This is a genomic window from Proteus vulgaris (assembly GCF_016647575.1).
Taxonomy (GTDB): domain Bacteria; phylum Pseudomonadota; class Gammaproteobacteria; order Enterobacterales; family Enterobacteriaceae; genus Proteus; species Proteus mirabilis_B.
Genome location: NZ_CP032663.1, coordinates 294,334 through 312,330, shown reverse-complemented (window position 1 = coordinate 312,330; position 17,997 = coordinate 294,334). Strand labels below are relative to the sequence as shown.

General features: G+C 39.7%; 19 protein-coding genes. 7 read left to right on the top strand and 12 right to left on the bottom strand.

All coding sequences use genetic code 11. The features are described from left to right. Positions 1–3 precede the first annotated feature (3 nt). Positions 4–468 carry an anaerobic ribonucleoside-triphosphate reductase-activating protein gene (nrdG, locus tag D7029_RS01580; RefSeq protein ID WP_194951662.1) on the top strand — a complete coding sequence of 155 codons (465 nt, stop codon included), beginning with the start codon at positions 4–6 and terminating at the stop codon, positions 466–468. 161 nt (positions 469–629) lie between these two features. Beyond that, complete coding sequence (locus tag D7029_RS01575) at positions 630–992, top strand: hypothetical protein (protein WP_194951661.1); 363 nt, start codon at positions 630–632, stop codon at positions 990–992. 20 nt (positions 993–1,012) lie between these two features. Here the strand turns inward: D7029_RS01575 and D7029_RS01570 are convergent, their stop codons facing one another. Both D7029_RS01570 and D7029_RS01565 read right to left on the bottom strand, forming a co-directional pair. Continuing rightward, on the bottom strand, positions 1,013–1,453 hold the full coding sequence (locus D7029_RS01570; RefSeq protein WP_194951660.1) for a YhbP family protein: 441 nt from the start codon (positions 1,451–1,453) through the stop codon (positions 1,013–1,015). Positions 1,454–1,567: 114 nt separating this feature from the next. Continuing rightward, complete coding sequence (locus D7029_RS01565) at positions 1,568–1,819, bottom strand: YdgH/BhsA/McbA-like domain containing protein (protein WP_075673608.1); 252 nt, start codon at positions 1,817–1,819, stop codon at positions 1,568–1,570. A 287-nt stretch (positions 1,820–2,106) separates the two neighbouring features. Between D7029_RS01565 and D7029_RS01560 the strand changes: the two genes are divergently transcribed. Next, complete coding sequence (locus tag D7029_RS01560) at positions 2,107–2,397, top strand: GIY-YIG nuclease family protein (protein ID WP_098941343.1); 291 nt, start codon at positions 2,107–2,109, stop codon at positions 2,395–2,397. Positions 2,398–2,399: 2 nt separating this feature from the next. Here the strand turns inward: D7029_RS01560 and D7029_RS01555 are convergent, their stop codons facing one another. Next, complete coding sequence (locus D7029_RS01555; RefSeq protein ID WP_088493967.1) at positions 2,400–2,906, bottom strand: GNAT family N-acetyltransferase; 507 nt, start codon at positions 2,904–2,906, stop codon at positions 2,400–2,402. Then, on the bottom strand, positions 2,900–3,433 hold the full coding sequence (gene ubiT, locus D7029_RS01550; RefSeq protein ID WP_006535669.1) for a ubiquinone anaerobic biosynthesis accessory factor UbiT: 534 nt from the start codon (positions 3,431–3,433) through the stop codon (positions 2,900–2,902). The genes D7029_RS01555 and ubiT overlap by 7 nt, the downstream gene beginning before the upstream one ends. 216 nt (positions 3,434–3,649) lie before the next feature. Here ubiT and ubiU point away from each other — a divergent pair, with 216 nt between their 5' ends. After that, entirely contained in the window at positions 3,650–4,645 is a 996-nt protein-coding gene (ubiU, locus tag D7029_RS01545; protein WP_088493968.1) for a ubiquinone anaerobic biosynthesis protein UbiU, read from the top strand. A gap of 13 nt (positions 4,646–4,658) precedes the next feature. Continuing rightward, positions 4,659–5,537 (top strand): U32 family peptidase, encoded by an 879-nt coding sequence (locus D7029_RS01540; RefSeq protein WP_088493969.1) that lies wholly within the window; start codon positions 4,659–4,661, stop codon positions 5,535–5,537. A gap of 83 nt (positions 5,538–5,620) precedes the next feature. On the opposite strand, the gene D7029_RS01535 is transcribed toward D7029_RS01540, so the two are convergent. The 3 genes from D7029_RS01535 to D7029_RS01525 are packed head-to-tail and all read right to left on the bottom strand — an operon-like array spanning position 5,621 to position 8,907. Further along, the gene (locus D7029_RS01535) at positions 5,621–6,781 is read right to left on the bottom strand and encodes an ABC transporter permease (protein WP_088493972.1); all 1,161 of its coding nucleotides are present in this window, start codon (positions 6,779–6,781) and stop codon (positions 5,621–5,623) included. Then, entirely contained in the window at positions 6,781–7,926 is a 1,146-nt protein-coding gene (locus tag D7029_RS01530; RefSeq protein ID WP_088493973.1) for an ABC transporter permease, read from the bottom strand. The genes D7029_RS01535 and D7029_RS01530 overlap by 1 nt, the downstream gene beginning before the upstream one ends. 9 nt (positions 7,927–7,935) lie before the next feature. Then, positions 7,936–8,907 carry an HlyD family secretion protein gene (locus D7029_RS01525; protein ID WP_194951659.1) on the bottom strand — a complete coding sequence of 324 codons (972 nt, stop codon included), beginning with the start codon at positions 8,905–8,907 and terminating at the stop codon, positions 7,936–7,938. A gap of 234 nt (positions 8,908–9,141) precedes the next feature. Here D7029_RS01525 and D7029_RS01520 point away from each other — a divergent pair, with 234 nt between their 5' ends. Together D7029_RS01520 and btsR are read left to right on the top strand one after the other, a co-directional pair. Beyond that, entirely contained in the window at positions 9,142–10,845 is a 1,704-nt protein-coding gene (locus D7029_RS01520; RefSeq protein ID WP_194951658.1) for a sensor histidine kinase, read from the top strand. Positions 10,846–10,847: 2 nt separating this feature from the next. Next, on the top strand, positions 10,848–11,564 hold the full coding sequence (btsR, locus tag D7029_RS01515; protein ID WP_023583566.1) for a two-component system response regulator BtsR: 717 nt from the start codon (positions 10,848–10,850) through the stop codon (positions 11,562–11,564). A 27-nt stretch (positions 11,565–11,591) separates the two neighbouring features. On the opposite strand, the gene D7029_RS18865 is transcribed toward btsR, so the two are convergent. The 5 genes from D7029_RS18865 to rpsO all read right to left on the bottom strand — a co-directional run bounded on the left by D7029_RS18865 (position 11,592) and on the right by rpsO (position 17,952). Then, on the bottom strand, positions 11,592–12,092 hold the full coding sequence (locus tag D7029_RS18865; RefSeq protein ID WP_228766722.1) for a hypothetical protein: 501 nt from the start codon (positions 12,090–12,092) through the stop codon (positions 11,592–11,594). Positions 12,093–12,232: 140 nt separating this feature from the next. Beyond that, positions 12,233–14,131, bottom strand: a complete 1,899-nt coding sequence (locus D7029_RS01505) for a DEAD/DEAH family ATP-dependent RNA helicase (RefSeq protein WP_151434027.1) — start codon at positions 14,129–14,131, stop codon at positions 12,233–12,235. Between the two features lie 171 nt (positions 14,132–14,302). Then, entirely contained in the window at positions 14,303–15,190 is an 888-nt protein-coding gene (gene nlpI, locus D7029_RS01500) for a lipoprotein NlpI (RefSeq protein WP_098941350.1), read from the bottom strand. A gap of 112 nt (positions 15,191–15,302) precedes the next feature. After that, positions 15,303–17,432, bottom strand: coding sequence for a polyribonucleotide nucleotidyltransferase (gene pnp, locus D7029_RS01495; RefSeq protein ID WP_102949423.1), 2,130 nt, complete (start codon positions 17,430–17,432; stop codon positions 15,303–15,305). A 250-nt stretch (positions 17,433–17,682) separates the two neighbouring features. Further along, positions 17,683–17,952, bottom strand: coding sequence for a 30S ribosomal protein S15 (gene rpsO, locus D7029_RS01490; RefSeq protein WP_088493979.1), 270 nt, complete (start codon positions 17,950–17,952; stop codon positions 17,683–17,685). Between the last annotated feature and the right edge of the window lie 45 nt (positions 17,953–17,997).

The following is a 17,997-nucleotide window of genomic DNA, read 5'->3' as shown; positions in this document are numbered from 1 at the left end:
AGTGTGAATTACCATCAATATTACCCTGTTGATGTTGTCAATGGTCCTGGTACTCGTTGCACCCTGTTTGTTGCAGGGTGCATACACCAATGCCGAGGCTGTTATAACAAATCAACGTGGTCATTAACGTCAGGCAAGCCATTTACACAAGAGATGGAAGATCAGATTATTGCGGATCTTCAAGACAGTCGAATTAAACGACAAGGATTATCGCTTTCAGGGGGTGATCCTTTACATCCGCAAAATTTATCTACAATTTTGCACTTGGTAAAACGAGTCAAAACCGAATGCCCTGAAAAAGATATTTGGGTTTGGACAGGCTATTTACTGGCAGATTTGACACCAGAGCAACAAGAAGTTGTTAGCTATATAAACGTGCTAATTGATGGAAAGTTTGTACAGGAACTTTATGATCCCGGATTATTGTGGCGTGGTAGTAGTAATCAGGTTATTCATAAATTGAGATAATATCTAGAAGCCCATTTTTATAGTGGGCTTTTTTCTTTCATCATTCTCATTTAATCACCTCCGTTATCAAATGCGAATCATTTTCAAAAATGATAGTCAAAGTGATTAGTTTTGTTTTATTATTAGCGCTCTTAACTATTCTTTTTATGATGATACTTGATATGAAATTAGCACTTTTCCCTTTATTTTCAATAATCTTACTTTCTGGTTGTAGCAGTACTTGGGAGCCCAAAGGTTCATCAGATTACACATTGCAGGAAGCGAAAATGCTCTGTGAGTTTGATGCCAATACTCGTTACCCTATCCGCAAAGAAGTGCTACAACGTACTGTTTATCGTGATGTGCAAAAGACGTGTCGTAAAGATGACAAAGATCACTGCGGTGATAAAAAAACCTACACTGAACGTGTACCAATGACAGAAAGCTATGTTGAAGACATTAACCAAGAAGACAGAAAAACCTTCTATACCTCTTGTATGTCTTTAAAAGGATGGGAACAAAAAAATCATTACTTTTGGGAATAGTGGAAAGTTAAGAAAAAAGTTTAATCACATTGCCAATAGAGCTTAGTACCAAAACCTAATTGATTATTCACCATCTTAATTTCTTGCAATTGTAGCTCCCATAAAGGCACATGGATGGCGGCTAATGCGACAGGAAAGCGTAAACAATAATGTTTTCTTGCGTTGATGTCGTCCTTACCAGTTAGTAAAGAAACAGCCCCCGTGAATTGAATACCTTGTAAATCTGATACGGTAATTTCTTGTGTGCTGATACTTCCTGCAACTAATAAGTTTTCCTGCATCATTTGAGCATGACGTGTTTTCTTTTCAGAAAGAAAAACAAGCCTCATCTGACTTTCATCAAACCAATAAAAACAATTAGCACACCAAATATCACCCAATGAACGTGTTGTACATAAGGTGAACACATGGTTTTCACGCATATATTGTTTAATTATTTTGATCGAGTCTAAAGGAGACATAATATACCTGTATAGATACAAAAAGAGACGCTGTTTAGTTGATAATTATATCACCAAAACGAGCGTCTTACCGCGTGTCTCTTATTACAGGTTATTTATCGAAAACAGTTAAAATTAACGATAAATTTCAGCATTTACAGTGAGGTAATCATCACCTGTAGCACCAACAACTTTAAAGCCTTTTGCGCCTTCATCTTTTGCAATTTGAGCAATTTTAGTTGTTAAACCATCTAAAGTATCGCTACCTGTGATTGTGATATACTCACCATTCACTGAAGGACTTTTTGATACGCTATCAGATGCGATTGAACCAAATGAAATAGCACTTAAAGCTAATGTAGCAGCGATTAATGTAGATTTTTTCATAATAAACTCCAAATAAATTCTAATTTTGTTAGGTATCGCGGAGTGTCTCTCTGTGATGTGGATCATATTATGCGCTTTAGTTTAACTTTAAAATTAGCAATAATTGCTGTTCATTTTCAAAAAAATTGAATGTTATTTTTTAAATGATAGAACTTACTGTCACAAATATTTCACAACATATTGATATATCTAATAGATTTCATTCTGATAAAACGATAAATTACTCAATTAAAAAATTAAGAAGTATTATTTATCAAAAGAGAAAGTAGCACGAAAAGGAAAAAATGATGACGGAGACAATGTGGTCACTCTATATTGTTAGAAATCGTCTCGGTTCTCTTTATACAGGGATCACGACAAATGTTGAGAGGCGTTTTCAACAACATCAGAATGGAACGGGCGCTAAGGCACTGAAAGGTAAAGGCCCTTTATTATTAGAATTTTATTGTCAGGTAGGGAATAGACAGCGTGCTTCTCAACTTGAATACCAGTTAAAACAGTTGAAAAAGACGCAAAAAGAAAAGCTGATCATTGACCAGCCTTCAGACATTGCACTGTATTTAATACAGGATAAATAAATTTAGCTAAATTGGTCAAACAATGGTGAATAGTTGACTAAACCATGGATGTCATCAACATTGCCATTTTCTAACGCATAAAGCTGAAAAGCCTCTTCTGTATCAGGCCATTTGCAATGTAAGCCTTGTGACTTAGCTGGGATAAAACCTGATTTTTGATAATACTCAGGCTCCCCCAACACCACAACGGCACCGTAACCAAATTCATTTAGGCTATCTAGCCCTTCATTAATCAGTTGACGTCCAATACCTTGGTTTTGGAAATCAGGCGCAACAGCAAGTGGTGCAAGTCCTACCCACTGGCAATCTTTTCCATCAATATCAACAGGTGTAAAACCGATATAGCCAATTAATTGGCCTTCATCGTTAATTGCCACCATGCCTAATGTTAATAACCCTTCTTCTCGTAAATGCCCGACTAAATCAGCTTCACTACCTGTCGGAAACGCTTGGCGTAAAAGGTTATCAATTGCAGGAATATCAACGGGAATTTCAACACGTATTAGCATGAAGTTGAGCTCAGTTCATGGCTGTGCAGAGTGTCTTCTTTTTCTTCTTGAAGCCCACTTTTTACAAACTCAGCCAGTTGTAATAAACCAAAACGCAACACAGATGGCATTGAGTCTAATTCAATTGCATCCATCAGGTTCTTAACATATAACCCGAGTTCTGTATCACCCTCAATTTGTAGACGACGTTGGAAAAATAAGGTGTCAGGATCTTCTTTGCGAGCAGCAATTAAAATAAGATCATTAGCATTTCCGCTAAAGCTGACATCTTCTTTTTCTAAGCGACTGACCACTAATTTATCATCACGAACACTGATAAACCACTGTAAATGTAAGTCTCTTATCTCAACTTTTAGCCACTTATCTTCTAAAAAGTGTAAATCACCTTCAGCTAACGACTCACGAAACTGCCAACTTAAAAACTGTTCTAAGATATCGCGTTGCAGAGCAAATGGGGTAACCTGTAAAGGGTAACGTAAAAAACGAGGACCCTCTTTAACCAAATGGGTACGAATTTTGTTAAACACGTTCGGACTCCTATAAATAAAATTACGGGCTATTGTGCCAGATATAGACAGATATTCTGCGATCCTATATCAATATTCGGTTAATCCGTTGTTCACATTTTGAGTTCTTTGATTTTACTTAAGCAAAAAACAGAGTTCTCTGCCCTAAATCAAAACCTTTTTTTATCTTGCTCATTACAATTTCTGATCATTCTTAATTTCTAAAGGGAAGTGAAGATGGAATTGCTGTGCCCAGCAGGTAATTTACCTGCCTTAAAAGCGGCCATAGATAATGGTGCGGATGCCGTTTATATCGGCTTAAAAGATGATACGAATGCAAGACATTTTGCGGGTTTAAATTTCACAGAAAAGAAGTTACAAGAAGCGGTTAATTATGTTCACCGCCACCAGCGAAAATTGCATATTGCAATAAACACCTTTGCTCACCCTGATGGATTTGAACGCTGGCAAAAAGCGGTTGATATGGCAGCATCTTTAGGTGCTGATGCGCTTATTTTGGCGGATATCGCCATGTTAGAGTATGCCGCAGAGCGTTATCCTCATATTGAGCGCCATGTTTCAGTGCAAGCTTCTGCAACCAATACACAAGCGATTGAATTTTACCAACGTAACTTTGATGTGGCTCGTATTGTTCTTCCTCGAGTTCTATCTATTCATCAAGTAAAACAATTAGCACAAACTAGTCCAGTACCTTTAGAAGTTTTTGCCTTTGGTAGCTTATGTATTATGGCTGAAGGTCGATGCTATCTATCTTCTTATTTAACCGGTGAATCCCCTAATACCGTAGGTGCTTGCTCTCCGGCTCGTTTTGTACGTTGGCAACAGACACCACAAGGAATGGAGTCTCGCCTTAATGACGTACTTATCGACCGCTATTCACCCGACGAGAATGCGGGTTATCCAACATTATGCAAAGGGCGTTATTTTGTTGATGACCACTGTTATCACGCATTAGAAGAGCCTACGAGCCTCAATACGCTTTCACTATTACCAGAGTTAATGGCGATGAATATCGCATCCGTCAAAATTGAGGGTCGTCAACGTAGTCCTGCTTATGTTACTGAAGTCGCAAGAGTTTGGCGTGCAGCTATCGATCAATGCAAAAAAGATCCTCAAGGCTTTAGTACTAACCCTCGTTGGATGAACGCATTAGGAAAAATTTCAGAAGGAACACAAACAACATTGGGTGCTTATCACCGCAAATGGCAATAATAAGGATAAGAAAATGAAATATGCATTAGGCTCTGTACTTTATTATTGGCAAAAAGAAGCACTTGAAGCCTTCTATGAAAAAGCAAAACATAGTGATGCTGATATTATTTATTTAGGTGAAACGGTTTGTAGTAAACGCCGAGAAACCAAGCCTCAAGATTGGATAAATCTCGCCAAAGAAGTCGCTAAAAGTGGTAAGCAAGTGGTGCTTTCTACCTTAGCATTATTACAAGCACCTTCGGAATTAAAAGAAATTGCTAAGTTAGTTGATAACGGTGAGTTTTTAGTTGAGGCGCATGATTTTGGTGTGATCAATATGCTTTACGAGCGTCATCTCCCTTTTGTGGCAGGTCACGGGCTTAATTGCTACAACGCTTATGCGTTACGTTTGTTGCATAAACAAGGAATGATGCGTTGGTGTATGCCTGTTGAGCTTTCTCGCGAATGGTTAAGCAACCTTCTAACCCAATGTGAAACATTAGGTATTAGAGATAAGTTCGAGGTTGAAGTGCTGGCTTATGGGCATCTTCCTTTGGCTTATTCAGCGCGCTGTTTTACTGCTCGTTCTGAAAATCGCTCTAAAGATGATTGTGAAACCTGCTGCCAAAAATACCCTCAAGGTCGTGAAGTACGCTCACAAGAAAATCAGCAAGTATTTGTTCTTAATGGTATTCAAACACAAAGTGGCTATTGTTATAACTTAGGTAACGATCAAACATCAATGACAGGCTTAGTGGATATTATCCGTTTATCTCCTGAATCTGATGCTATTTTTGATACCTTACAACAATTTCGCCAAAATGAACAAGGTCAACAACCACTGACAACAATTCATCACCATGACTGTAACGGCTATTGGCGTAAGTTGGCAGGATTGGAGTTGGTAGAATAAGTTTCGTTATCCACTCTATTTCAATCTAATCGTAGAGTGGATTTATTCTTCCTAAAGGGATTTGCATTTCAGTGCTCTAATCACTATTTAGAACCGCGATGATGTAACCAATGCTTAAATTGGTGCGTAATATGCCTTAACTCTCCATTACGTAACATACCCACCAGCACACCTAACACGGTGTAAATCACGCCTAAAACCAACATCATCACAATATCACCCAATATGCTTTGGAATGATAATCCCATTTGGTTAATACCAGCCATGGCGTTTACTGCCCATGTAGAAGGTAGTGCGGATGAGATTGCAAATACCCAGTCAGGCATCGCTTGTAATGGCCAAATCGTGCCGGAAATATAGAATACAGGTGTTGTTACAAACGCCAATGTCAGATAAATCATCTCAACACTGCGTAAGCACTCTGTAATCAATTTACCAAGACCTAATACAGCCAATAGGAATGGGAAAGTAAGCATCCATACTTGGTAAAGCGGAGCCTCTTGGCGATAGCCTAATACCCAAGGCCATAGTGCAAAGAACACGGCAGATAAAAATAACCAAATAGGAATAAGTGCAGATAACGCTCCTAAATAAACCGCTAATGGTGGCTTTCCTTTTGGCGTACTTCTCACTGCAATACTGACACGGACACAAGCAATTAAGAGCGAGTGTTGTAATAACATGACTAATAAGCCCGGGAAAATAATTGCAGCAAAACTTACCCCTGGGTTATACATCGCTATAGTTTCGCCTTGGATTGGCTTTAATAGAATTCTCGATTGCTCAACACTAAAGCCCGCATTTTGTAAAATACGCCCATTATAAGAATCTAATAACTGTTGATAAGCCAACATCAATTCTTGCTGAATTTGTCCACTGGCAAGACGGTTTGTAGCATCACCAAAAACCGGAACAGTGACATCTTTACCATTCAGTAATTTCTTCTCAAAATCAGTTGGAATAATAATGATGGCAAAGAGCTCACGCATAATCATATCGTGACGAGCTTCATCTAAATTATCGTAATTATTAATACTTAATTTAGGTGTCGAGTTTAATGCCCGAATAAGTGAATAGCTTGCGGGGCTATGATCTTGATTAATCACTGCCACAGGTAAATCCCATAATACAGGTTTGGCATACACCAAACTCATAATACATAGGGAAACAATAAGTAGCATCCACATCGGCTTTTCTAACATACCCAGTAGAACGCGCTTAAAAGTTTGGAAATACATCTGCATCATGCAACACCTACCTGTAATTCCAATCGTTTAAAAATGCGTTTGCGAACTAAGAAGGCGATAGCAAAAGGATAAATCAGCAAGAGCGAACAAACATATAAAATACCTTGTAGTGATACTTCTCTTAAAAAGATATCAAACATGGCATTTAAGGCGTGAGTTAATGGCTCTAAATTAGAAATAATCTGTGCAGGTAAGATCATCGAAAGTTCAGGTACAGCCATACCTGAAAATGCCAATGCAATACTCACCAACATACCTATCATACTGTATGCCGTTATCGCGCTATTGGTAAACGCAAAGAGCAGCAACCCCACACTTTGAGCCGCAATAATATAGAAGAATCCCACTAGCACCATATATAGCGGATTACCGTTTACCTTCGCCCCCGAAAAATGCACTAATGCCGCTAATTCAACAATTAACAAGGTTAAGAAAAACAGTGTATAAGGCGTGAGTTTACCAATAAGGGCAAATGTGAAAGGCTTAATATTCAATAGCATATTACCGCGTGATAACGAATAAATCGTACAAGTCACGACAAAGAGTTGGAGCATATGAATAGTAGCTGCAAATTGCTGATAATAAATATAACTGCCACTGGCATTAAATAAGCTGTCATAAGAGAGCGTCACTTTTGCCAATGGAGGAACTGGTTTATTCATCTCTTGAGCTAAAACAGTACGGTATTGCGCATTAAGCTCTGCGATTAATCCACTAAAATCCTGTATTGCGTAGCTCCCAGCCGCATAATACAACCCGTTGTAATACATACGTGTAGTGGGTTGTTTTCCCGCTAAGACCTTACTTTCAAAGTGTCGAGGAATGGTGAGTATCGCGTAATCTTTTGCACTACCAAGCCGTTCCATTGCTGTACGAGGATTTCCATCTAGCGTATTTAATTGCGCATGAGAGCCTGCATTTAAGTCTCTGATCAGTGTTCTCGATAATGGACTATTATCGTTATTGATCACCGAAACTGGCAAATTCAGCAACGTGCCTTCAGAAAAGTTAGCACTAATTAACGTGAACAACATCAATGGAAATAGCCAGCTTAGCCAGTGAAAAACTGGGCTACGTACTGCCATATGCGTTTCTCGTGAAAATGCGCTACTAAAGCCACGCCAAGCTGCCTTTACTCTCATTGTTTGTCCTTATTTATCCCAACGCCATAATGCACTCATACCAGGGCGAAGCCCTTCAATTGGCGTCACAGGATACAATCGGATCTCAAACGTTTTTAAATCGAAATCACCAGTGGCTCTTGTCGCTCTTTTTGTTGCGTAGTCACCCATTGGAGCGATATAGCGAATTTCAGCTTCTACCTCTTTATTACCCAATGCAGGAACCGTGATAGTAATACGATCACCTTTGCGAATATCCGCTAAAATATCTTCACGAAGGTTATAAACAAAATAAGCATCAGGAATACGAATAAGGGTAGCAAGTGGACTATTGGCATTAAAGAGTTCACCTATCTCCGCAGGAATAGGACCGACTTCGCCATCTACTGGTGCTTTAACTTGTAAGTCGTTTTGTTGGATCTTCAACTCAATAAGTTGTTGTTCTGCCTGTTGCACCGCGGCGGTGTATTTATGGCGTAATTCAATACGATCGCCATTTTTGGCTTCATCCAATTCTGCTTGAGCGCCTCTGACACGTTGTGATGCAACATCACGGCTACGGCGCGCATTATCCAACTCTGTTGCTGATACATAGCCTTGATTAGCTACCGCGCTGATACGCTGATAATCTCTTGCTGCATTTGCAGCTTCTACTTTAGCTTGAGATAACACTGCTTCTAGATTACGAATGCTCTCTTCTCTTGTGCCATGTAATGACAAATCTAATTGAGCTTGAGCTTGTGCTTTGGCGGCCTCAAGTGCAGCAACTTGCGCATTGAGTTCAGGGCTTTCTAATGTGATCATTAATTGCCCTTTTTTGACATCATCACCTCGCTCTATATGGCGTTCAATAACACGGCCTTTGGCTTTAGAGGCAACAATGACTTCTGGAGCGTCAACTTCTCCTTGCAATAATAAATATTGATTATGCGCGCGGAAAAGTATGGCTAATGCAATTAGTATTAGCATTAATAAAATAAGATAGATGGCTCTTTTTTTCATATAACGATTAGACCTTAATAGTGAAGTAGAACACTCACTGACAGAGTTATATTACACAATAACTCAGAATTTCTTTAAGAATTTTGTGCGCCAGATCACTGATGCAAAGGAATATTTTCTTTGATAGTGCGATTAAGTTATTCTTATATCAAACTTTATCGCCTAATTAATATCCCCGTTTTATCTGAACTTTTTATGTTTATCAGATAGAAAAGAGAACGGTACTCAATACTTATGTATGAATTTGATCTTATTTTGCTGTTATTACAGCAAATGTGCGTTTATTTAATTATTGCTTGGTTTTTAAGCAAAACACCTCTATTTACGCCACTTTTACAGGTCACGATAAAACTACCACATAAGTTGATGTGCTACGTCATATTCTCTATTTTCTGCATTATGGGTACCTATTTTGGGCTACATATTAATGATTCTATTGCCAATACGCGTGCTATTGGCTCTGTCTTAGGCGGATTGCTAGGAGGCCCTTACGTTGGCTTCCTTGTGGGTTTTACCGGAGGCTTACACCGCTATTCACTCGGTGGCATGACTGCTTTTAGCTGTATGGTATCGACCATTGTCGAGGGATTAATCGGCGGATTAGTTCACCGTTATTACGTAAAACATGGGCAGATGTATCGAATATTTAACCCATGGACAGCCGCTGCGGTGACTTTCTTTGCTGAAATAATACAGATGAGCATCATCTTATTATTGGCACGTCCGTTTAATGAAGCACTGGCTTTAGTGAAAGATATTGCCGCTCCTATGATCGTAGCAAATACCGTTGGTGCTGCAATGTTTATTCGAATATTACAAGATAGACGCGCTATATTTGAAAAATATACCAGTGCATTCTCAGCACAAGCATTAAAAATCGCTGTCTGTACTGAAGGTATTTTACGTAAAGGATTTAACCAAGATAATAGCACCCGTGTAGCAAAAGTGATTTATCAAGAATTAAGAGTCAGTGCGGTTGCCATTACAGATAGAGAAAAGCTACTCGCCTTTATTGGCATTGGCGCGGACCACCATTTACCGGGTACACCTATTTCATCAGATCAATCTAAACAAGCCATTAATAATAATGAAGTTGTTTATGCTGATGGTAATGAAACGCCCTATCGTTGCACTCTTTCCCCTCATTGCAAGCTAGGTTCAACCTTAGTTATTCCGTTAAGAGGTGAAAATAATCAAGTGATTGGAACAATAAAACTTTATGAGGCTAAAAATCGCCTATTTAGTTCTATTAACCGCACCTTGGGTGAAGGTATCGCAAGCCTATTATCTGCACAAATTCTAGCAGGGCAATATGAGCGAAATAAGCAATCGCTTTTAGAGTCAGAGATTAAACTCTTACATGCTCAGGTTAATCCTCACTTTCTTTTTAATGCACTAAATACACTGCAAGCAGTTATTCGACGTGATAGCGAGCAAGCAAAGCAACTCGTGCAATTTCTTTCTGCTTTCTTTCGTAAGAATTTAAAAAGACCAGAAGCGGTGGTGACATTAAGTGACGAAATCGAACATGTAAACGCCTATCTACAAATCGAGAAAGCGCGTTTTCAGGAACGCTTGCAGATTGATATTCAAATTCCTGAAAGCTTAGCGAATGCACGCTTACCGGCTTTTTCTCTTCAACCGATGGTCGAGAATGCAATTAAACATGGAACGTCACAGTTATTAGACACAGGAAAGATTACAATTAGAGCACATCAAGAGCATCATTTAATCATTATCGAAATTTGTGATAATGCTGGACTTTACCATCCTCAATGCCCGTCGCATCAATTAGGTTTAGGCATGAGACTAGTGGATAAGCGATTAAAATTACGCTATGGCGAGCTTTATGGTGTTTTAGTTGAATGCCAAGCCGATGAATATACAAAGGTGAAAATTTGCTTACCTCTAGAAAAAAGCATGGATAACGTTACATAACAATGAATATATTAATCGTTGATGATGAGCCACTGGCTCGTGAAAACTTACGTTGTTTACTTGAAGTTGAAAAGGATATTCATATTGTTGGTGAATGTAGTAATGCGATTGAAGCAATAGGAGAAATACATCGCAAAAAGCCTGATGTTGTATTTCTTGATATTCAGATGCCTCGCATTACTGGCCTTGAAATGGTCACAATGCTTGATCCTGAACATCGCCCTTATATCGTCTTTTTAACCGCATTTGAAGAGTATGCGATCCAAGCTTTTGAAGAACATGCTTTTGATTATTTACTTAAGCCATTAGAGCAAGAGCGTTTAACAAAAACATTAAATCGTCTACGCCAAGGTAATAAGCAAAATATCGATCTCTTAACACCTCCTGAAGAGCGTTTAAAGTGTATTCCATGTACAGGGCATAGCCGTATTTGGTTAATGCCAATTGATGAGGCTGTATTTGCAACATCAAGGCTCAGTGGTGTCTATGTGACAAATAATCAAGGCCAAGAAGGCTTTACAGAATTGACATTACGGACTTTAGAAACACGAACACAATTAGTACGTTGCCATCGTCAATATTTAGTGAATATGGATTATGTTAATGAGATTATTTTTGGCGATAATGGGCAAGCCGAATTGATATTACATAATAACAGCCAAATTCCTGTTAGCCGCCGCTATCTTAAACCGTTAAAAGAAGCGATTGGCTTAAGTTAATAATAAAATAAATGAGTATTTAGATATTTATAAATATTGAGCTAAGTACTCATTAAAAATTTGCTGATACTGCTTACGATCAAAAATAAGCTGCTCAATAGGTGTAATACCATGTTCATCAAGCTCTAGTGCGTCTTCTTTATCTAACCCATCTTCATAAGCAATATTATTCCACTTCACCTCATCCTCTGTAATTTCTAAATCACAAGAGATCACAGAGCAATAATCACTGCCACAATGACAACGATACAACACCAATCGATTATTATCTAATTGAGTGTAAACAGGTTTATTTCCTAAATATTGTTCTATTTTACTACGAATAATTTTATCGCGATCGTAATTAGGGAAACGAGCTTTATCAACAACAAAAAAATCCAAGTCAAAATCTGAAAAGCGTAAATCTGTTTGTTTCTCAAACCCCAACCATTTATCCAGTGCTTTACCATCAATATAAAAATTAAAGTCTGCACGTTGCGTATCAGCATCTTGCTGAATACAACGTAACTCTAAATGATTAGCTTGCATAAGCTTTCCTATTATTGATGGAAATGAGTCGTGATAGATTTTATATCATTAAAATAAGCATAAAAAAACCAGCCAACTTTCGTTGACTGGTTTCAATTTTTTATCATCAACTCAATTTAATATTGAGTGAATGCAAGCTCTTATTGGTTATGAGAGCTGCTACGACGACGAGGTGTACCTTCGTTGTTACGACCACGGAAATTACCGCGCTCGCCACCACGATCGTTACTACGCTCACCACCGCGGTCATTATTACCACGACGTTGTGGTTGATCACCATTGTTAAAACGACGACCACCTTGTGGTTGACCATCACGACGGCTGTTATTACGACGCTCACGGAAAGGCTGAGATTGAGCATCACCCACTAATTGCATATTCAGTGGTTTGTTCATAATACGCGTACGTGTGAAATGACTTAATAAGTCTGTTGGCATACCTTTTGGTAACTCGATGGTTGAGTGAGAACCATACAGTTTGATATTACCAATGTAACGGCTGCTGATATCACCTTCGTTAGCAATCGCACCAACGATATGACGAACTTCAACACCATCATCACGACCCACTTCGATACGGTATAAATCCATTTCGCCAGCATCACGACGTTCACGACGAGGAGAACGCTCACGATCATTATCACCGCGACGGCGATCATCACCACGACGATCGTCACGATCGTTAAATTCACGACGAGGACGACGAACTGGATCTGGTGGCAGGATAAGCGCACGCTCACCTTGAGCCATTTTCAGTAATACCGCAGCCAGTGTTTCCATATCTAGTGCTTCTTCACCTTGTGGAGCTAATTTAGGTAACAGAGCACGATACTGATCAAGGTTGCTAGTTTCTAATTGTTGCGCGATTTGCTGTGCAAATTTTTCCTGACGACGTTGGCTGATAAGTTCTGCATTTGGCAGTTCTACTTCAGGAATAGTCATCTTCATTGTACGTTCGATATTGCGCAGTAAACGACGCTCACGGTTATCAACGAATAAAATTGCACGGCCAGCACGACCCGCACGACCTGTACGGCCAATACGGTGAACATAAGACTCTGAATCCATTGGGATATCATAGTTCACAACAAGGCTGATACGGTCAACGTCAAGACCACGAGCTGCAACGTCAGTCGCGATTAAAATGTCTAAACGACCATTTTTCAGACGCTCTAATGTTTGCTCACGCAGTGATTGGTTCATATCACCATTTAACGCCGCACTGTTATAACCATTACGTTCTAAAGCTTCAGCAACTTCTAATGTTGCGTTTTTAGTACGAACGAAAATAATCGCCGCATCAAAATCTTCAGCTTCTAAGAAACGAATTAATGCTTCATTTTTACGTGCGCCGAATGTCATCCAATAGCTTTGGCTAATGTCTGGACGTGTTGTTACGCTACTTTGAATGCGTACTTCTTTCGGATCATTCATGAAACGACGAGTAATACGACGAATAGCTTCTGGCATTGTTGCAGAGAACAGTGCTGTTTGGTGTTCTGCTGGGATCTTACTTAAGATGTTTTCAACATCTTCAATAAAGCCCATACGTAACATTTCATCAGCTTCATCTAATACTAAACCTTTCAGTTTAGATAAATCTAATGTGCCACGGTTTAAATGGTCTAATAAACGACCCGGTGTACCCACAACAACTTGTGGTCCTTGGCGTAACGCACGTAATTGAACGTCGTAACGCTGACCACCATACAGTGCAACAACATTTACTTTTGGTAAATGCTTAGAGAAATCTTCAATTGCTTCAGCAACCTGAACCGCAAGTTCACGAGTCGGTGCTAAAACTAAAATTTGTGGTGCTTTTAATGATTCATCAAGATTGTGTAATAATGGCAGGCTAAATGCGGCAGTTTTACCACTACCTGTCTGTGCCATACCTAAAACATCATTGCCGTTTAAAAGGAAAGGAATACATTGTTGCTGAATTGGAGAAGGCTTCTCGTAGCCTAAGTCATTCAGTGCAGTCAAAATAGGTGCTGATAAACCTAGATCAGCAAAAGTCATATCGGTTTCAGTAGTCATGTCACTGTGCCTCATTCATTATGGCAGCCAGTTGACATAACATACCGCATGGTTTGTCGGTCTTTATCATCTAAAATGTGAACTGGCTCAAATTATATTATTAAACGAACAAACAAGCCCTCATCCTATGTAGATGATGGCTTTCAAACTGATCAGAGAAATGTTCGTCAGCTATTGCTGGTCCGATTCCGCTAGGTCTTCTTGTTGGCCTAACAGTGCTAATTCCAACAATGCGTAGCGGTGCTCAACAAAGTTATGTGCGTTGTTGGCAACCGTCAGCTTGAATAACGCTTCTGCGCTATCCATGTCCCCCAGACTTAGGTAATACTTACCTAAATAGAAGTTAGTTTCACTAAGATGCTCAGCGAGCGAAGTGTTATCGGTTGAAGCCTCATTTAATTTCAACATTAATGTTTTTTCATTAATGTCGCCTAAATAAAACTCAACTATATTCCATCCCCATTGCCCCGTTTTATCCGCCTGCTGGTATCGCTGTTTTAGCTGTTGTTTAGCTAAATCAGTGTTTATCTCTTTTTCTACAAGATATAACCAAAGCGAACGAATGGGATCATTTGGATCGACCTGATAAAACGCCTGCAGATCATCCTGCGCCAATTTCAATCGGCCACCGTAGTACGAAGCGATACCACGATTAAAACGCGCATTATTGTAAGTTGGATCAAGCTCTAAAACAGAATCAAACGCTTCATAAGCAGCATCGTAATTTGCTGCCTGCGTAAAATAGATACCTAGAAAATTAAAAATTTCTAGCATATCTGGTCGTATTGATAGCGCCATTGAAAAATCATTACGCGCTAAAGCTCGTAAACCGAGGCTATCATACAGCACACCACGCTCATATAAAAGCTGTGCGTATTCATCTTCGGTTAATGAGCGGCTCGCTAGGATTTGTTCTATACGAGCCAATATCACTTCTTGTTGTAAAGAAGGCTGCAATGGTGTGGCAAAAATCGCATTCTGACGCCATTCTGGACTAGTGCTGCATCCGGAAATAAAGATGAAAACAGCAATAGAACAACTGCGCAGAAATGTTTTCATTTCTCACTCCCAAAGTCAGACCTTTCAACAAAAAGCGTTCTAGACGTCCTACTTGTCAATCATAATAAGTCTCTACCGATACCTATGTCTAGATATCGGTAGTAGAATATCATTAATTCGCAGAATCTTCAGAAGAAGTTTCTGTTGCTTCCTGCTGATTAGCTTGAGCTTCTTTCATGCTTAAGCGAATACGGCCTTGACGGTCAATTTCCAGTACTTTAACTGGAACTTCTTGACCCATTTCCAAGTAGTCACTCACTTTCTCAACGCGTTTGTCTGCGATTTGAGAAATATGAACCAGACCTTCTTTGCCGCCACCGATAGCAACGAATGCACCGAAATCTACAATACGAGTTACTTTACCGTTGTAGATACGACCCACTTCAACTTCAGCCGTGATTTCTTCGATACGAGCGATAGCTTGTTTTGCTTGGTCGCCACTTGTTGCAGCAATCTTCACTGTACCATCATCTTCGATTTCGATAGTTGTGCCTGTTTCTTCCGTTAATGCACGGATAACTGAGCCACCTTTACCGATAACGTCTTTGATCTTGTCTGGATTAATTTTGATAGTATGAATGCGCGGTGCGAATTCAGAAATATCAGCACGAGGTTGGCTAATTGCATCTTCCATTACGCCTAAAATATGTAGACGTGCGCTTTTCGCTTGGTTTAATGCAACTTGCATGATTTCGCGAGTGATACCTTCGATTTTGATATCCATTTGTAATGCGCTGACACCGTTACGGCTACCCGCAACTTTAAAGTCCATATCGCCTAAATGGTCTTCATCACCCAGAATATCGGAAAGAACAACAAAGTTGTCGCCTTCTTTCACTAGACCCATTGCAATACCTGCAACAGATTCTTTAATTGGTACACCAGCATCCATCAGTGCTAAAGAAGCACCACAAACAGACGCCATTGAAGATGAACCATTTGATTCAGTGATTTCAGAAACCACACGAACAGTATATGGGAATTCTTCAATTGTTGGCATTACTGCTAACACACCACGTTTTGCTAAACGGCCATGACCGATTTCGCGACGTTTTGGTGAACCCATCATACCTGTTTCACCAACAGAGTATGGAGGGAAGTTATAGTGCAGTAAGAAAGTATCAGTGTGCTCACCCATGATGTCATCAATAGTTTGAGCATCACGTGCAGTACCTAATGTTGCAGTAACCAGTGCCTGAGTTTCACCACGAGTAAATAGTGCTGAACCGTGAGTACGTGGTAATAAGCCAGTGCGAATATCTAATGCACGTACCATGTCTTTTTCACGGCCATCGATACGTGGTTCGCCAGCTAATACGCGAGCACGAACGATATTTTTCTCAAGACCTGAGAAGATATCGCTGATTTCAGCTTCATCTAAAGTTTCATCTTCAGCTACTAACGTCGCGATAACTTCATCACGGATAGCTTCAATTTGTTCATAACGCTCTTGTTTTTCAGTGATACGGTAAGCATCACCAATACGAGCTTGCGCTAATTGTGCAATACGGTCGTGTAAAGTTTGGTTGATAGCTTCTGGCGCCCAATCCCATTTCTCTTTACCAACTTCTGCAACTAATGCATTGATGTTTTCGATCACAACTTGTTGTTGATCATGACCAAATACGACTGCACCTAACATTTCTTCTTCTGATAATAAATCAGCTTCTGATTCTACCATCAGTACCGCGCCTGCAGTACCTGCAACCACTAAGTCTAATTTACTAACTTTCAGCTCATCAACTGTTGGGTTTAGAACATATTGTCCATCGATAAAACCAACACGAGCACCACCGATAGGGCCATTGAATGGAACACCTGACAGCGCTAATACCGCAGAAGCACCAATCATTGCAACGATGTCTGGGTTAACTTGTGGGTTAACTGAAACAACGGTAGCAACGATTTGGATTTCGTTTAAGAAACCTTCTGGGAATAATGGACGTAAAGGACGGTCAATTAAACGTGCAATTAACGTTTCGCCTTCACCAGGACGACCTTCACGACGGAAGAAGCTACCTGGGATACGACCAGCAGCGTATGAACGCTCTTGGTAGTTAACAGTTAATGGGAAGAAATCTTGTCCAGCTTTAACTTTTTTCTTTGCAACAACGGTAACAAAAACAGCAGTGCCGTCCATGTCAACCATAACAGCAGCTGTTGCTTGACGAGCCATCATGCCAGTTTCTAATGAAACAGTATGTTGACCGTATTGAAATTTACGAACTGTAGGATTCAGCAAAATAATATCCTTTATCTTATTGTCGCCAGATGTTTAGCGACGATGAATGATCTTTTCTCCGCTACGTCCCCTCGCGACTAATGAAAATATTAACCATCTAGCGATAAATACTTTCATTAGCCGCGCGAATTGTCGTAACTAGAGAGACTAAATAACAATCACCACATTAAAACATAACGACTAATATTAAAAATAGCACTTTCTAGTAGAAAAGGGGCCAACAGGCCCCTTTCCAATGAAACTCGCTTGATTAGCGACGCAGACCTAAGCGTTCAATCAGTGCAGAGTAACGAGCAACATCTTTACGCTTCAGGTAGTCCAGCAGATTACGACGGCTGGAAACTTTACGCAGCAGACCACGACGGCTGTGGTGATCTTTTTTGTGCTCTGAAAAGTGACCTTGCAGGTGGTTGATTTCTGCAGTCAGCAGTGCAATCTGAACTTCGCTTGAGCCAGTATCGTTAGCGCAACGACCAAATTCAGCAACGATTTGTGCTTTCGCTTCAGTACTTAGAGACATAATAAACTCCAAATTAAGTAAAATTTTCAGATAGCCAATCTCTAA

Coding starts and splice junctions, on each gene's coding strand:
- D7029_RS01575 (WP_194951661.1), top strand. CDS start 630: ATGAAATTAGCACTTTTCCCTTTATTTTCAATAATCTTACTTTCTGGT.
- D7029_RS01570 (WP_194951660.1), bottom strand. CDS start 1,453: ATGTCTCCTTTAGACTCGATCAAAATAATTAAACAATATATGCGTGAA.
- D7029_RS01565 (WP_075673608.1), bottom strand. CDS start 1,819: ATGAAAAAATCTACATTAATCGCTGCTACATTAGCTTTAAGTGCTATT.
- D7029_RS01560 (WP_098941343.1), top strand. CDS start 2,107: ATGACGGAGACAATGTGGTCACTCTATATTGTTAGAAATCGTCTCGGT.
- D7029_RS01555 (WP_088493967.1), bottom strand. CDS start 2,906: ATGCTAATACGTGTTGAAATTCCCGTTGATATTCCTGCAATTGATAAC.
- ubiU (WP_088493968.1), top strand. CDS start 3,650: ATGGAATTGCTGTGCCCAGCAGGTAATTTACCTGCCTTAAAAGCGGCC.
- D7029_RS01540 (WP_088493969.1), top strand. CDS start 4,659: ATGAAATATGCATTAGGCTCTGTACTTTATTATTGGCAAAAAGAAGCA.
- D7029_RS01535 (WP_088493972.1), bottom strand. CDS start 6,781: ATGCAGATGTATTTCCAAACTTTTAAGCGCGTTCTACTGGGTATGTTA.
- D7029_RS01530 (WP_088493973.1), bottom strand. CDS start 7,926: ATGAGAGTAAAGGCAGCTTGGCGTGGCTTTAGTAGCGCATTTTCACGA.
- D7029_RS01525 (WP_194951659.1), bottom strand. CDS start 8,907: ATGAAAAAAAGAGCCATCTATCTTATTTTATTAATGCTAATACTAATT.
- D7029_RS01520 (WP_194951658.1), top strand. CDS start 9,142: ATGTATGAATTTGATCTTATTTTGCTGTTATTACAGCAAATGTGCGTT.
- btsR (WP_023583566.1), top strand. CDS start 10,848: ATGAATATATTAATCGTTGATGATGAGCCACTGGCTCGTGAAAACTTA.
- D7029_RS18865 (WP_228766722.1), bottom strand. CDS start 12,092: ATGCAAGCTAATCATTTAGAGTTACGTTGTATTCAGCAAGATGCTGAT.
- D7029_RS01505 (WP_151434027.1), bottom strand. CDS start 14,131: ATGACTACTGAAACCGATATGACTTTTGCTGATCTAGGTTTATCAGCA.
- nlpI (WP_098941350.1), bottom strand. CDS start 15,190: ATGAAAACATTTCTGCGCAGTTGTTCTATTGCTGTTTTCATCTTTATT.
- rpsO (WP_088493979.1), bottom strand. CDS start 17,952: ATGTCTCTAAGTACTGAAGCGAAAGCACAAATCGTTGCTGAATTTGGT.